The sequence below is a fragment of the Kitasatospora sp. YST-16 genome (assembly GCF_026802215.1).
GTDB lineage: Bacteria > Actinomycetota > Actinomycetes > Streptomycetales > Streptomycetaceae > Kitasatospora > Kitasatospora cineracea.
Genome location: NZ_CP113837.1, coordinates 6,890,068 through 6,905,040, shown reverse-complemented (window position 1 = coordinate 6,905,040; position 14,973 = coordinate 6,890,068). Strand labels below are relative to the sequence as shown.

Genomic DNA, 14,973 nt, shown 5'->3' with positions numbered 1-14,973 from the left:
CGGTGTTACGGCGGTCGGGCTGCAGGTCCCCGACTGCCGCCGGCAACACCGTGTCGCCGCCGGCCCCGCAACCGTCCGGAGAAGGAACCGGTCCATCGGCTTCGCAGCGGTCTACGACGCCACCCCCTCGTCCGTGGCCAGCGGCAGGACGTACTCGCCTGCCAGCCGCGCGAGGTGAAGCGGAAGGGGACGGGCCAACGGCGGGTAGTCGTCGTGGTACCGGAGTTGGTGGGTCAGGGTGGCCCACTCCGCCGGGTGGTCGGGCGTACCACCGGCCCGCCCGGATTCCGCCAATGCCTGCACCGAGAGGCAACCGAGCACGGTCATCTCCAAGAGTCCCGGATTCCAGGCGGCCTTTCCGGGCGCAGTTCGGGACTTGGCAGTCGGTACCAGTTTCATCAGGTCCTTCGGCACACCTGCCGCCGTGTGCGGCCTGCTCGCGGTGCTGGCGAAAACCCGGTTGTCCGGAGCCCCCGACCCCCAGACTCCCTCCGCGAAGCCGACCTTCTCCAGTGAATCGTGCGCGTACCAGTCCGCCACCTCGTCCCGTCCGTTGGCGTCCCGCACCAGTACGACACGCAGGTCGGCCCCGTAGACCGTGGTCCGCTGGTCCGGTCCCTTTCCGAAGCCCAGCATGTCGCGGCTCAGGGCACCGTTGCGCAGCCTCGGCCAGCACTGGCGGAGGTTGCCCGCGCTGGCCAGGAGCAGCGTCGGCCGCTCACGGAGTTGGAAGAGGACCGCGCGGATCTGGCGTTCCGCTTCGGCCTGCCACTGCTGCTCGGCACCACGATCGCCGCATTCCCGATCGTTCCTGCTCTGTTCCCTTGCTCCGCGGGAGGTATTGGCGAGTGCCAGCAGCAGCTGCGGGTACGGTACCCACTCGGCTCGATCGGCGTCCCATCCCTCAACGGTCCCGACCGATCCAGCCGGCCGCATTCGCACTGCGACAATCTGGCGGGCCGGACACCTCGTCGGCCCCTTCCCGGTGTAGCGGACCATCCAGAGGCCGGCGTACTGGAGGTCTCCCGGAATACCGGCCCCCACCCGGTGCGCAGGAGGCCTGATCGCGCCGAGTTGGCGGAACGCGTCGAGCCAGGTCCACTTCGCCCGGTGTTCCAGGCTGGCCGAATCACCGTCCGGGAGGTTGATGAACTGGGCCAGGCGCCCTTGCCTGGCCCAGGCGATCCGCAACGCGTGTTTGGGGTCCGTGTCCGGTGCGGCGGCGAACCGGTCCTTCCCTGCGATCTCAGCGATCACGACACCGACATCGGCCGACCGCGCACCGGCCGCCTCCGCCACCAGCGCGCAGCGGCCGGTGATCGCCTCAGCCAGCCGGAGGGCCCGGCGCAGCTTCCGGTTGCCGGAGATCGACAGCGCCTCGGCCAGTCCTCCGGCGGGCCGAGTGCGTACCCTGATCCGGATACCGTCGACCTGCCACTGACGGCTGTCGTCCATGGCGACCCCGCCACCGGGGGGCAGCCCGATGACATCCGGCAGGACCGAGAGCAGAGCGTCCCTGATCTGCGATGTCTGCCAGACGATCTCGACATCCAGCGGGCGGCCGTTGAGAGCTCGGGCGAGCGCCGTCCGACGCAGCATGGCCTTCTGCGCCTCACGGGTGTCCGGTTCCCCCGCCTTGGTCGAACGCGGCAGCAGGGACGGGGTGTTGTGCCTGGTGACCCGGGTGAGGTCGCCCACTCTGCGAAGCATCGGCCGCAGTCGTGCTTCCACCCAGGCGTCCAGTTCCGAACGTTCCCGGGGCATCAGCCCGGGGCCGACCCCGTGCGGACCGAGCACCGGGTGGTAGACGATCCCGGCGGCCAGTCCGCGTTGCCCGAGCAACCATTTCTCGGGTGACTCGAACAGTTCGGCCGGCTCCGGGTATTTCCGGATGATGTCCAGTTCGGGCAGCAGCAGGACGGGACTGCCCCGCCGCCAGACCAGTTGCCTGGCCTTCCGGTCGAACCCGAGGGTGTTCTCAACGATCCGGTGGCCACGGTCCTGGTTCTCGGGCCAGGGGAGCGGGGCGTCCAGCAGCACCGTGGCCCCGTTGAGCCCGCGAGGCGCGACTTCGAGGCGGGTGGCCCACCGGCGCACGCCGGTGGCGACGTGCACCCGGAACCGTTGGGCGAACGGCACTGTCTGCACGGTGACGGTCAGACAGGCCGAGTAGTACCAGGTTCGTCCACGGTGCTCGTACTGTTGCGGCGGCCAGGAGACCAGTTCGACGCCCTTCCCGGAACTCACCACACGGAAGTGCAGCGAGGTGCCACCAGTCCGGTACGGGCTGTCGGCGAGACGGAAGGCGATGGCTTCCGGAAGCAAGCTGTAGAGCCGCTGCTGGGGCTCGGCGGTCCCCCCTGCCGAGATCACGGTCTCGGTGAGGTTCACGCACTCGCGCTCCCAGTTCGGCAGCGACACCGTGACAGCCGCGGGGCCTGCCAGCAGCTCGTCCTCCAGTTTCTCGTCATCCTCGTCATCCGGATCGACCAGCCCAGCGGCCCAGGTACCGAGCACTGGGGCCAGGACCTCCTGCGGCACCACCTGCCTGGCGTACAACCACGGCAGCCGACCGTCGGCGCCGGCGTTGCGCCCGGTCGCCAGCACTCCGGGAGCGGTCGCCCTCAGCAGCGAGTTGAGACGGCCCACAGGAAGCCTGACCTGACGGTCTTCGCCCTGGGCCTGCTGCTGGCGGCGGACGAGCTCGGCGTGGAGGTGGTCTCCGAGGCGAAGCACTTGCAGTGACTCCTGCCATGCTCCGTGTGCGGGATCCGGTTCGTACGCCACGGTACGGATCGTTCGGTACACGAATTTCCTTTCTCCGGCTGATCGAGGGTGCGGCCCGCCAGTCACTCTGCGGGCAGGGGTTGGGCCAGGCATCGGGCGAGCATGCTTCGCAGCGGCGCGTAGAGGGCGTGCGCGATGAACTGTTCGTCCCCGGGTCGTGCCCCGTCCTCGAAGTAGGGGTCGAGGACACCGAGGATGCTGTGCAGCAGGCTGGTCTCCTGGCTGTCCGCGACCGGGGGGCTGGCCGCCCGACCGGGCGCGAAGGCGGCATCGACGAAAACGACCCGGGCCGGCACTCCCCCACGGATCAGGCGACCGATCACCTGCCACATCAGCACCAGGATGTCCCAGGTGATCTGCTCCCGGTCGTCACCCAGACGGCTCCAAGCGGTCGAACGCCGCAGCACCTGGTACCAACGCGACCTCGCGCGACGGCGTACCTCCTCGGCGCCCGCCTCGATCGTCGCGGCCGCAGCCACCCAGTGCGCGAAGTCACCGTCCTGCTGCGCCCGGACGATCCAGTCGTTGATGGCGTGGACCGCGAGGGACAGGTCGTCGGGGTGCGGGTTCGGCCGGGCGAGGAAGTAAACGGTCCCGATCGCCGCCACGGCATCGTCGTTGAGGATGTTGTGACCGCGTTCAACGGCCAGCAGCGGTGCGACCAGAACGTCCGCGTTCAGGTCCTTGAGGTACTCGATGTCCCCGCGCCGCAGGACCCGTGCGCGGTGTGCGAACGGGGGTTCGCCGTCGTCCTCGTCGATCTCCTGGTCGTCCGAGACGAGGCACAGCACCCGGTCCCGCCAACGCGGATTGAGGTTGTGCAGGGTGTCGGCCACCACTCTGCCCTCCTCGTAGCTGCCGACCAGCAACAGGATCTGATCACGGCCGGGCGGCAGGGACAGCAGTTCCTTCTCCAGCGGACCACCGTTCTCCTCCTCGTCAGCCCCGGCGCCGAGCCGGCTGACCAGGCGTCGAAGTTTGGCCGGCCGGTCCTCCGGGTCGGTTCCCGAGATCCTCGTCTTCTCGTCGCCGTCTTCGACGAACTCGAATCGCATCTCGCTCTCGACGGCGATCCGCTCCATCACCGCCGGATCGGGTTCGATGACCACGCCGACGGGCACCGCGACGTGGTACCGGCTGGAGCGGCCCGCCCAACTGCTTCCGGACATCAGGAGCACATGAGCACCCGGTCGGTCGTCGACCGAAGGCAACCCGGGCATCGCCCGCAGCAGCTCCCGCCCGACGCCGCTGCACCGGAAGAAGACGAGGTCTCCGCTGCGCACGCCTTCGCTGTCCTTCCCGGAAACCCGGAACTGGAAGCCGAGCACGTTCCCCATCGGCGCTTCCGGAACCATCGGCCCGTAGTCGAACGGCCTGCGGTACATGTCGTTGAAGCCCAGGCTGAGTGCCGCCTCGACCCGGGGCCACATGGTGTTGATGAGCGCGAGCCGCCGTTCGAGGGCGCTCAGGAGCAGTGTGAACTCGAAGCGGTCGGCCAGATCCTCGAACCGCTGCTCAGGCGTCCGCGGTGGTGGCGGGCCGTCAGTCACCCTCTTGCGGTTGCGGTTCCTGCGCTTGTGCTCCGCCGCCTCCTCCTGCCACTTCGCCACGCACTCCTCGTACCGCTCCCGTTGCCCGGCCCTGAAGCGTTCGTCGAGTCGGAAGCGGTCCTCCATGACTTCCAGGAGCGATTCCCTGGTCTTCTCCGGGTTTCCGGTGTTCAGGAGTTCGTTGAGCAACGCCGTGAGGTCGGTGAAGTCTTCTTCGGCATGTCGCGTGCGGTCACCGAAGGGGTTGTCCCGGAACGCGTCGAAGAGGTCCCCCAGCACCTCCCGCGGGGTTCGGCCCGGCTGCGCCGCCCCGTCGCCCTCACCGAGCGGATACCGCTCGTCGAGCAGGGCCAGCTGCAGGGTCCAGGCACTGAAGAAGCCGAAGCGTATCCACTGGCGCAGCCGGTACTGGGTGACGAGCATGGCGTGCAGTCTGTCCGTGGCCGCGACGATGGTGTTGAGCGCGCCGCAGAAGACCGCCACGTCCCGGTCGGAGAGCTGGGTCCTGCCGCTGGCCGTGAGCTCACGGATCTTGTGCCTGTTGAGCCAGTCGATGAATCCGCGCTGTTCGTCCGCGGCGAGCAGCACAGCCGGGGCGAAGGCCTGGTCCAGATTCATCTGCACTCGGTCGGCCTCGTCGACGATCACCAGATCGCTCCGGCGGCAGGCGAGTTCGAGGTAACGGATGCGTTCCCCGTTCTGCGCGCGCGGCGGGGCCGAGTCGAGCAGGCTCGGCATCGTCGCCACCCAGATGAGGGCATCGACCAGCGCCCTGGCCGCGTGGTGCCTGGGGCAGACGGACCAGTAGGGGCAGGCGAGCGGCTGCTTCTGCCATTCCGACCTCAGCGATTTCCTGGGCCCGCGCTCGGGTGGGGCCGGAGGACGCAGCCGGGAGCACGGAGCCTCACCGAAGGCCAGGGGCTCGCCCGAGGATCCACCGAGCCTGGGGTTCAACAAGCACGATGTTCCCAGGTAATCGAAGGCCGGATCGCCGTGGGCCAGCAGTCGCTGCTCGCCCCGTCCGGCCCATCTGCGGTGCAGGCTCTGCGCATGGCGCTCTCGCCCGTTGGCACCGAGCACGGGGGCCGCCGCACCGTCGGTGTACAGGTTGTACAACTCGACCAGTTTCAGTACTTCGGCGACATCGGGGACGACAACGGCCGTCCGCTTCCCGAGCCGGGCCAGGTGGACCGCGATCACGTCGCGCAGTGTGCTCTTTCCTGCTCCGACGATGCCGAGCAGGTGCTGGATGCCGTCCACCGTGAACTCGTCGGCTGGTTGGAACGTGCCGATCTCCGCAGTGGACAGCTCGAAGCTCCGGAGTCTCCGTTCCCATCCCGGCGCCTTACCGGAGCCGATCCGTGCGTGGACGGCGTCCATTTCGGCGGCGGTGCGTCTGAGATCAGCCATCCGGAAGGTCAGGCACACACCGCCCCCGGCCGGCCCGAGGCCGAGGTCGTGGGCGGCCGGCGGGCTCTTGGGCACCTCGGGCAGCTCGACGACTGCCATCGCACGGCTGACCGGGAACCCGAAGCGTCCGGCTCCGGCGACCTTCTGCGGGGAACCCGCCAGTGGCGGAGCCGTTCGCAGCAGACCGTCGTAGACCTGCCAGCGCTCCCGCCCGGTCTCGGGCTCGCGCCGTACGGGCGGGCGTTCCGAATCCGGCACCTCGTAGCCGCGAAGCGCGGGGTCGATGCGCTGATAGTGCTCCAGGGCTTCCCGCCAGGCCCGGCTCCGGCCCAGGGTCCAGAGTGAGTAGCGAGCGACCCGCAGGACCTGCTCGGCGTCCTCCGGCAGGTCGGTCAGGCGGGCCTTTGCGAAGCCGTAGCCGCTGAAGAGCACCCAGGCGCACGTTGCCGGGGTACCCGGCATCAGGCGCTGCTGGAGGTACAGGCCGAGTTCGATCTGGCAGAAGTACTCCGCGGCCGGCCCACTCATGCGTGGGCCCGCGAACTGTCGGATCTCACTGGTCAGTTGATGTAGGGGCTGAGCCAGACTGCGCATGGGATTCCTGCCTGTGATCAGTGGAATGGTCGTGGATCCGCCGCACTAGGTCCTGCGGGCTGCAAAGCAGGACCCTCGGCTTCAACCCGTCGGGCAGCGCCGCCGCGAAAGCCCCGCGAAAATCGGCGGACCCGGCTGATCGTTCGGGGAGGACCACCGCGGCCGTCCCCGCCAGCCGGCCTGCCAGATCGGCGAACCGACCTGCCAGCAGGGCCGGTTGGATCCGGTCGTAGAAATGGACCGAGTACGTCCCCAGACCGGGCAACCGGTACGAACCGAGTTCCTCCGGAACCAGTTCGTAGACAACTCCATGTGCCGTCAGGGCTTCCAGCCCCGCCTGCTCGACGGCGGACGGAAGTGCAAGGAACGCCCGCAGTGAACGCCGCAGCAGCAGCACCTGCTCCGGGTCGCGGACCAGTTCCATCCTTTCCCCCACGGGGCAACGCTCGCCCTCGCACCACGTCTGCGAGTCTGCGACCGGCGCTCCGTGCTCCGGGGCTCGATGCCCGCCGAGCAGGGCCGGCAGCCGGCAGGTGCCGCAGCGCAGGAACTTCCCCGCGACCACCAGGGACTCGGGCGGCGATTGGTACAGGTCCCGGACCCGCGCCCAGACTGCTTTGTCCCATCCCCACTCGAAACGGTCCTTCCGGTGGACCACGATGTTCCGGACGAGGAACTGTCGGCTTCGCCGGTACTGTTCGGCGCTCTTGCACCGCCTCGCCAGCTCGGCCAGCAAGTCCCTGGCCTCCTGCTCGACTCCTCCCGGCTGTTCGTGGGAGGCGAGTTCGAGGCAGGTGCGGGTGGGCATGACTCCCACTGGATGGACCAGCGTCGCCTCGGCGTCCAGCAGGCCTGCGGGCACTCCGAAGACCCGGTCCCCCACCGGACGCCGACGGCACCACTCCAGCAGCCCCGGCACGCTGAACGGCGGTTCCTCTCCCAGGTCGAGGCAGCGCAGCACCATCTGATCGAGCGCCCGCTGCGCCAGTGGCGGATAGGGCAGCGCGAACGAACGGAGGCTGCCCAGTTCACTCGACGAGGCGACGACGGAAGCGAGCCGACAGTACGAAATGAACTCCCTGCTGTCCATCATGATCCTTGTCCAGGATCCGACTTCGAACACCAGCGTGACATCTCGCAGCGCTTACACCCACGGCCGGGGTTCGCCGGGTAGTGATCGTCCCGGAGCCATCCGTCCACCAGATCCCGTACGATCCGCTCCGCCGTGGTGCGAGTGCCCACCGCGAAGGGGTCGATCACTTCCAGGTCCGCACCGTCCGGCCGCAGCACCTCCAGTTCGATCCTCGCCCGGTCCGGCGATCCGCCGAGGTCACCGCGGGCCAACAGCAGTGCTGCCAGGGCGAGTTGCGGATACTGCTCCAGCAAGGGACGGTTCGGAGCACTCCGGTACGACGATGTCTTGGTCTCTCGCCACACCCAGGAGCCGGCGTCCCGGTAGAGCAGGTCGGGTACGGCAATGACGATCACGTCTGCGGCAGTGTCATGGCGGACCACCCGGGGTTCGGGCCGCACATCGGTGCCGTCCCGGGTGAGCCGCAGCGGGCAGACCGCGGCATGGTGGCGCAACAGCCGGGCGCCGAGCCTGCGTTCGGCCGCTGGGAGGTCGTATCCGGGGGGCTCCCATGATTCCGGAATCTCCACCGTGCACGGACGCGCGGTCCCGACTCCGTGGCACTGGGCCAGGTAGGCGTGCAGCGCCCGACCCCGCTCGGCGGTCGGATCGTGTTCAACCGCGTCCACAGCCGGCAGACGGAGTCGACGCATGTAGTCCCGGGCCGGACAGATCCGGTAGTTGCGTCCGTTGGTGACCGACCAGCTGCGCCGGGGCCGCCCGGCCGATCCGACTCCGAGCAAGTTCGGCGCACAACGCAGGGCAGGACAGACAGCGAGGAACGGGCACTCGACGCAGGAGGACCCCGGGCGGTATTCCTGACCGTCCAGCACGGAGGCCAGCGCCGTTCGGCCTTCGGTCCGGTACAGGGCGCGAGCTTCCTCCGAGGTCCCGTCGAACAGGGTACGTGGCGGACCGCCCAGCAGGGCGAACTCCACGATCCGCACCCGTTCCGGACCGGGCCTGGGTCCGCCCTCCGCGAGGACCAGCGCCGCCGCGGCCACGAAGCTCTCGGGCGGCTTCTCCTTTCGCAATCTGGTGACCGGCAGGCGCAGTTCGCGCACCTTGCCGTCGGTGGACTCCAGACGCCGCCCCCACACTGTCAGCTTGTACTCCCGCGCCTGCCACGGATCGCCGTCGCGAGGCCGGTGGCGATAGATCCACGGCTCCACGACCTCGTGCAGCGAAGAACCGTCGGTGTCCGCGGGGAATGCCTCCCGATAGGACGCCAGCCCGTGTGCGGACCACTGCCGCAAGCCGTCGTGCAATTGCCGTTTCGTCCCGGGCCCCGCTCCGGGCGGTCCCTCACCGCCGCGACCGCGCGAGTCGCAGGCAGCCATGAAGGGACCGAAGGAGAAGTGTTCCAATGGTTCACGCGGCTGTTCGACATTCCGGATCGGCCGGTATCCGCGCGCTTTGAGTGCGTCGGCCGCCGGACAACGGAATTCCCCTCCCTTGAACATGCCAACGGATACCGTGATGACATCAGAGGCGCGCCGGACCCCGTCGGGCGGCAACCACGGATCGATCATTCATTCCTCCGAGAAGAAGAGTTGGTTCTTGTTGCCGACTCGACTGAATCCGCCACACACGGCCGGTTGTGTGCTCCCGGCCAGGGGAGTTGCCATGACGGGGAGTTTCGAAGACCCCACCGACATCGAGTCGCACTACGAAATTCTGGACCAGGTCAGTTTCGATACCGGCCAGGGAGACCTCTACGCCGGCCGGGACCGGAAGACCGGCGAGAAAGTGGCCATCAAGGCCCAGAAAGAACGACAGTTCGAATCAACGCAGTGCTTCGCCGTCATGGGCCTCGATCTCACGGACGAGGGCACCCACACCTCCGCCCTGTCGGAGGTGCCGGGTATCCCGAAGCTGATCACGCAGGGCGTCTTCCGCGGACGGCGGTGCCTCGTCATGGAATACGTCGACGGCATCCCCTTGTACGACGTGCTGTCCCTGTTCCGGCCGGTCCGGGAGACCGCCACCGTCGCATCCGTCATCGGCCAGCTCTGCGAGGTCCTGGACGACGTACACCAGCGCGGCTACGTACACCGGGACGTCAAACCCGACAACGCGATGCTGGAGCACTCCGGCCGGCTCCGGCTCCTCGACCTGGGACTGGCGATGCCCGCCCACCAGAAGACCGAATACGGATGCGGCACTATCGGGTACGCGCCTCCCGAGCAACTCGGTCCGAACGACAACGGCGTGACCCCGCAGGCCGACGTCTTCTCGCTGGGCTGCGTCCTGCTGGAGATGACGGTCATGCAGCTCCCGTACGACGGTACCCGCAGCGGTATCACGGCGGAGGATCCGGTGGTGCTGCCGCGCAACCGGATCGACGCGGTCCCGAAGGAGTTCGCCGAAATCGCCCTGGCCATGGTGGAACTGAAGCCGGAGAACCGTCCGGCCTCGGTGCGCGAGGTCTACGAGGAGCTCCGTGCACACATCCCCCCGGTCGGCTCCCCCGCCCCCAAGAAGCCCTTGCACCCGGATCCCACGGAGTACTACCGGAGCATCCCGCACAGGTGGTGACCCTCTTGAGCCCTGTCACCGCAACGGCTCGATTCGCATGCGTGCTTCGGGGACGCCGACGCCCCCCATGCACTCCCTCAGCATGACCACCCGTTCCAGGGCTGCCACCGCCTCCTCCCTGTGCCCGGCCGCCACCAGGACGTCAGCGTAGGTCCACAGCACCTTCTCCTCGTTCGGCCAGTGCTCCTCCCGCCGATAGATCTCGCCGGCTTCCTGGAACAGGGGGAGCGCCAAGTGGCGCTCCCCCCGCGCGAGGTGAACCTTGGCGAGGGTGTACAGCACGTCCGCCAGACCGCTCTGGTTCGAGGTGGACTCGACGACGGTCCGGGCTCCGCGGCAGGCAGCGAGGGCTTCGTCCAGTTCACCCCGGTCGAGGTGGATCGTGCCGATGCCGTTGAGCGCGGCGGCCTCCCCGACCGGATCCGCGAGTTCCCGGTAGAGACCGAGGGCCGTACGGTGGTGCTCCTCGGCTTCCGCCCAGAGCCGCTGCTTGCGCCGGGTGAGCGCGAGGGCGTGCAGGGAACGGGCGAGGCTCAGCCGGCCTGCCGCACTGTCGTCCTCCGAACTGAGGAGAACAGCCCTGTTCAGCTGCCCCGCGGCAAGGTCGTACTCGGCGCGTCGCCAGTTGGTTCCCGCCAGCATTCGGTACACCATCGCCCGGTCCACCATCGTGGCTTCTTCGGAGCGCTCGACGACCTCCCTGGCAGCGCCGAGCCCTTCCAGGGCGGCCGCGAGGTGATGACGGCGCCACTGGTAGGTCATCAGCGCCATCGGCAGCAACCACATGTACCGCTCCGAACCTCGCGCGACCGCGAGCCCGATGCAACTGCGGACCGTGTCGTACTCGATGTCGAGCAGTTCCATGGCCTGGTCCAAGCTGCCGGGCTCGGCCACCGTGACCTCGTCCGGCTCCCCCACCGGCAAGGCCCGTCCTCCGTCGAGCAGCCGGTCGCAGGCCCGGACATTCTGCAGTTGGTGCTCCAGGACCTGGCGCACCGTCGCCTCCTCGAACTCCCGGCACGGGCCGAGAGGAAGCGGTGGGACACGGTAGTGGGCGAAGTTCCTGACCAGATCGTGCAGGCGATAACGGTCACCACGCAGTTCCACGAGGTTCGCCGCGACCAGTTCCTCGACGGCCCGGTCGGCACGGATCGCCTCTCCAGCCAGACCGAGGTCCATCACCGCACCCCAGCCGATGCTGGGACCGGGGTGGATCGCAAGCTGCCAGAGCAGACGCCGGGCCTCTTCGGACAGGGCCCTGACCGAGAGGTTGAGCACCGGCTCGACGGAGAGCTCGCTCTGCGGGTCGTACAGGACGTCCATCGTCCGCCGCTCCTCCTTGAGCTCCCTGGCCAGTTCGACGATCGTCCCGAGCGGACGCCCTTCCAACCGCCCCGCGATCACAGTGAGCGCCAGAGGATGGCCGGCACAGGACTTCACCAGGTCGATGAGCGGCTGCGCGTGAGCCGCCCTACTTCGAGGTTCTACCTGTTCCTGGAGCAGCGTCATGGCGCTCTCGTCGTCCAGGCCCTCGATCTGGCAGAGATGCACATCATGCTTGGCCCGCAGGTCACGAAGCCTGCTCCGACTGGTGATGATCACCACGCTGGCGCCTACGCCGGGAAGCAGCGGCACCACCTGCCGAGCGTCACGAGCGTCATCCAGCACCATGAGAACCGACCGGTAGGCAAGGGCTGATCGCAGTGCGGCGGCCTTCTCCTCCAGGTCGGTCGCCCGCGAGTACGGCGGCAGCTCCGGCAGGAAGCGGTCCAGCACGTGCTCCGGATCGACGGGCGGCATGTCCTCTCCGGCGAAACCGCGGAGCTCGGCGTACAGCGCGCCGTCGGAGAACCGGTCCCGGAGCTGCTGCGCGAGTTGCAGGGCCAGGGTGGTCTTGCCGATGCCGGCCATGCCGCTGATCACGATCACTGTCCCGTGCCCCGCGGCCTGGCGTTCCAGCACGAGTTCCACGGTCGAACGGATCAGATCGCTCCTGCCCAGGACCCGCCTCCCCGGGGCCGGCAGTTGGTTCGGCACCTGAGCCGACCCGGCGATCGACGGGCTGAGTGCTTCCCCTCGAGCCCAGTCGATGACCCGCTGCAGGACCGCATCCGGCTTCTCGAACTGCTCTGTCCACTGCCTGACGATCTTCTCCAGCTCCATCGGCGGCAGTTCCCGGCCGCGAGCGAGTAAGTAGTAGCGAAACGGCCAGGCTTCGCCGGGCAGGCTCCGGTACCACCGCTCGGCCTCGCCGCACAGCACTTTCCTGTCCTGTGCATGCCATGCGGCATCGAGCTGCCGCCGGACCGCGTCCAGCCGGGTCGCACGCAACTCCAGCCGGCGTGTGGCGAACCCCTTACCCGGGATCCCCCTGAGCGGTTCCTCGTCCGGGAACTCTTCCAGAGCGCGGCTCAGCACTTCGACCTGCTCCGGCCAGGGAAGCCGTTCGGATTTCTTCAGCGCGTCGATGAACCGAAGGTAGTCCACGTTCTCACGCGGGACTCGGAGAATGCAGAAACCAGAACTGATGTGCGGGAGATGTTCTTTGCCCAGAACCTTCCGCAAGTCGGACATCGCCCGTTCGACCAGCCCCCGCTCGAAAGCGGTCCGCTCAGGCCACAGGTAACCGAATACTTCTTCGATACTGCATTGACAGTCCGGCGAAGTCGCCAGCAGCCCGAACAACGCCGCCGGCTTGGTCGGTCCGAAGGTCTTCTTGCCGTCAACCTCAAGGTTCACCACACCGAGCACCCGCCCGTACACGTTCGCCCCTCCCTCGCCGCACAACGACCGCAGCCGATTTCCCGGCGTCCGTCGGATTCTGCGCACACCCGGCACCGGCCCCGCATGACTTCACCCCTTCACGCCCCCTCAGTACTGCCTCAGCTCCTCCTCAGTTTCGGCTCCTCCACGATGCTCGACAGCCGGGCACGATTGCACCAGCCGCTCCTCAGGAGAGGCGAAAAGAAACCAACTCCCGTCAAAGAAAAGCGAGTTCATGAGCAACCGTCAGCGAAACCGCCGCCCGGTCCGCCGCAAGCGGTCTTCCGACTACCCGTCCACCAAGCACCGTTCGGCCGGAACGGTTCAGCCGGAGACCATCGCGGAACCGCCCGCGGCGGAACCGGAGGTGCCGTCGCCCGCCGGCAGTTGATCCTCTGACCCCGGGTGCCCTCCTCCGGGCGGGCACCCGGCAGGAGGAGGGCACGACCCGCTTCGGGCGCGCGCCGGATGCGGTCGTGCCATACCGCACCGAGCCGAAACACGGCAAGTCCGTACAAAAGTGGGGCGCATGGGGTGCATGGGGCGTATTCCCGTTATGCCCCATCTTTCCCGTCTTCCGCGTTCCCCGTTCTCCGTTCTCCGTCCAGATCCCACCCCTCAGTGAAGCGAGAAAGGACAGCAATGACGGCTGTCGTTCCCAGCAGCATGTTCGCTGCCGTGGCCAGGTACTTCGCCAACCCCCGAGCCCAGGAGGACGTGCGGTTGACGGTGCCGTCGACCGGTGTCGGCGGACACCCACTCTCCCTCACCCCCGACGACGCCCTGGCAGCCCTCTACGGGCCGGACCCGGAACCCGAGCTGACCACCCAGATCTGGCAGGCGGCCGTACTGTCCGCAGCTACCGACCCCGGGTCGATGGGCAGCCACCAACTCCTGCTGATCTGGCTGATGTTGCCCCGGCTCTCGCGCACCAGCTACCGCATCTGCCGCCGGCTGCGCGCGGACCGGGCCGACATCGAGGCGGAGATGGTGCTCAGCATCCTCGCCGAACTGCGCACCGCCGACCCCGGTGCACTGCCCCTCGCCGAGAACCTGCTCAAGGCCGCGCGCAGCAACGCGTGGCGGCTCGCACGCACCGGGCTCAAGGAGACGCCGTGCACGTTCCTGGAGAACCTCGGGGACGACTCCCGGCTGACTCCGCACGAGGAACCCGAACCCCCGGAACAGCAGAACGGCACGGAGGTGGAGATCAGCCGCCCGGACGGGCCCGACGGCTTGCGCACACCGCTGCGTTTCACCTTCCCGGCCGACCGCCTCGGCCGGGAAGCTTTCCGCCGCCTCACCAGCGGAGCCGTCCTGCGCGAGAACCAGCACCAGCACCGAGTCCCCCGTGCCGCGTCCGTCGTCACCACGCCCGCGCGGCGTACCGGGAGGCACCGGTGAACTCCACTGCCCAGAGCCCTCTCAGCTTCGTCGAGATGTTCGAACTCCCGACCGTGGTGGATGTGCGAACGGCTGCCCGTGCACTCGGTGTCTGCCCCGCCACCGTCTACCGGATGCTCCAGCGCCAGGTCTTCCCCTGCCCCGTGCTGCGGGTGGGCGGGCGCTACCGGATCCCGACCATCGAACTGATGCGCGCGCTCGGGGTGGACGAGCACCCGGTCTACTCCATGGAACTCCACCGTCCGACGGAGTTCGTTCAGGAAGCGTTCGCGTTCTAAGCGGGCACGTACGCAATCGCTCGCCTCCCGCACGGCGTCGGCCCTGCCGCAACGCTCTCTGACACCGTGGTTCCTCGCACCCGTCGCGGCGGGTGCGAGGAACCACGGTGTCCCGGCGTCCAATCGGTCGCCATCCCGCGACGTCACCCGGCACCTCTCGCACCGCCTCCCGGGCCGTGCTCCAACGGTTTTGGGATCCGCCGGTTGTCCGCTTCCGGCGGGATGTCCAACGCGACCGTCCGGAACCGCTCGATGCCCTCGCCGGCGGTACCGAGCCGACGGAAGGTCTCCGGCACGGCCTGTCGGACCGCAGCCGAGCCTCCGCCCTTCAGGACGATCAACCGGATGGTGCAGTTCTCCAGGTCTGAAGGGTCTCCCCGGCCCGGCGAAGGCCGTCGTTGTCGACGTCCGCTCGGAAGCGAACCTCCACGTGGGCGCCGCCGATGCTCGTCACCGCGCCATCATCCACGTGGACCGGCGGGGACAGGATCTCGGAGTGCGGAGAACGGCCGCTCCG

At 68.5% G+C, this 14,973-nt stretch carries 9 protein-coding genes; 3 read left to right on the top strand and 6 right to left on the bottom strand.

Annotated features, from left to right (window positions below; all coding sequences use genetic code 11):
- Window positions 1-111 precede the first annotated feature (111 nt).
- From OU787_RS31020 to OU787_RS31005, 4 genes are all read right to left on the bottom strand, one after another.
- Window positions 112-2,787 carry a pPIWI_RE module domain-containing protein gene (locus OU787_RS31020; protein ID WP_268661350.1) on the bottom strand — a complete coding sequence of 892 codons (2,676 nt, stop codon included), beginning with the start codon at window positions 2,785-2,787 and terminating at the stop codon, window positions 112-114.
- Between the two features lie 62 nt (window positions 2,788-2,849).
- The gene (locus tag OU787_RS31015; RefSeq protein ID WP_268661349.1) at window positions 2,850-6,341 is read right to left on the bottom strand and encodes a hypothetical protein; all 3,492 of its coding nucleotides are present in this window, start codon (window positions 6,339-6,341) and stop codon (window positions 2,850-2,852) included.
- A complete protein-coding gene (locus OU787_RS31010; RefSeq protein ID WP_268661348.1) occupies window positions 6,301-7,431 on the bottom strand; it encodes a restriction endonuclease-related protein in 1,131 nt (376 codons plus the stop codon). The genes OU787_RS31015 and OU787_RS31010 overlap by 41 nt, the downstream gene beginning before the upstream one ends.
- Complete coding sequence (locus OU787_RS31005; protein ID WP_268661347.1) at window positions 7,431-9,005, bottom strand: PD-(D/E)XK nuclease family protein; 1,575 nt, start codon at window positions 9,003-9,005, stop codon at window positions 7,431-7,433. Before OU787_RS31005 ends, OU787_RS31010 begins: the two co-directional genes overlap by 1 nt.
- Before the next feature lie 94 nt (window positions 9,006-9,099).
- Between OU787_RS31005 and OU787_RS31000 the strand changes: the two genes are divergently transcribed.
- The gene (locus OU787_RS31000) at window positions 9,100-10,011 is read left to right on the top strand and encodes a serine/threonine-protein kinase (protein ID WP_268661346.1); all 912 of its coding nucleotides are present in this window, start codon (window positions 9,100-9,102) and stop codon (window positions 10,009-10,011) included.
- 15 nt (window positions 10,012-10,026) lie between these two features.
- Here the strand turns inward: OU787_RS31000 and OU787_RS30995 are convergent, their stop codons facing one another.
- A complete protein-coding gene (locus OU787_RS30995; protein WP_268661345.1) occupies window positions 10,027-12,774 on the bottom strand; it encodes an AfsR/SARP family transcriptional regulator in 2,748 nt (915 codons plus the stop codon).
- Window positions 12,775-13,416: 642 nt separating this feature from the next.
- On the opposite strand from OU787_RS30995, the gene OU787_RS30990 reads away from it, so the two are divergent.
- Together OU787_RS30990 and OU787_RS30985 are read left to right on the top strand one after the other, a co-directional pair.
- On the top strand, window positions 13,417-14,178 hold the full coding sequence (locus OU787_RS30990) for a hypothetical protein (protein WP_268661344.1): 762 nt from the start codon (window positions 13,417-13,419) through the stop codon (window positions 14,176-14,178).
- Window positions 14,175-14,456: a helix-turn-helix domain-containing protein gene (locus tag OU787_RS30985; protein ID WP_268661343.1), complete on the top strand. Its 282-nt coding sequence runs from the start codon at window positions 14,175-14,177 to the stop codon at window positions 14,454-14,456. Before OU787_RS30990 ends, OU787_RS30985 begins: the two co-directional genes overlap by 4 nt.
- 143 nt (window positions 14,457-14,599) lie before the next feature.
- On the opposite strand, the gene OU787_RS30980 is transcribed toward OU787_RS30985, so the two are convergent.
- A complete protein-coding gene (locus OU787_RS30980) occupies window positions 14,600-14,752 on the bottom strand; it encodes a hypothetical protein (RefSeq protein WP_268661951.1) in 153 nt (50 codons plus the stop codon).
- Window positions 14,753-14,973 lie beyond the last annotated feature (221 nt).

Coding starts and splice junctions, on each gene's coding strand:
- OU787_RS30990 (WP_268661344.1), top strand. CDS start 13,417: ATGACGGCTGTCGTTCCCAGCAGCATGTTCGCTGCCGTGGCCAGGTAC.
- OU787_RS31010 (WP_268661348.1), bottom strand. CDS start 7,431: ATGGACAGCAGGGAGTTCATTTCGTACTGTCGGCTCGCTTCCGTCGTC.
- OU787_RS31015 (WP_268661349.1), bottom strand. CDS start 6,341: ATGCGCAGTCTGGCTCAGCCCCTACATCAACTGACCAGTGAGATCCGA.
- OU787_RS31005 (WP_268661347.1), bottom strand. CDS start 9,005: ATGATCGATCCGTGGTTGCCGCCCGACGGGGTCCGGCGCGCCTCTGAT.
- OU787_RS31000 (WP_268661346.1), top strand. CDS start 9,100: ATGACGGGGAGTTTCGAAGACCCCACCGACATCGAGTCGCACTACGAA.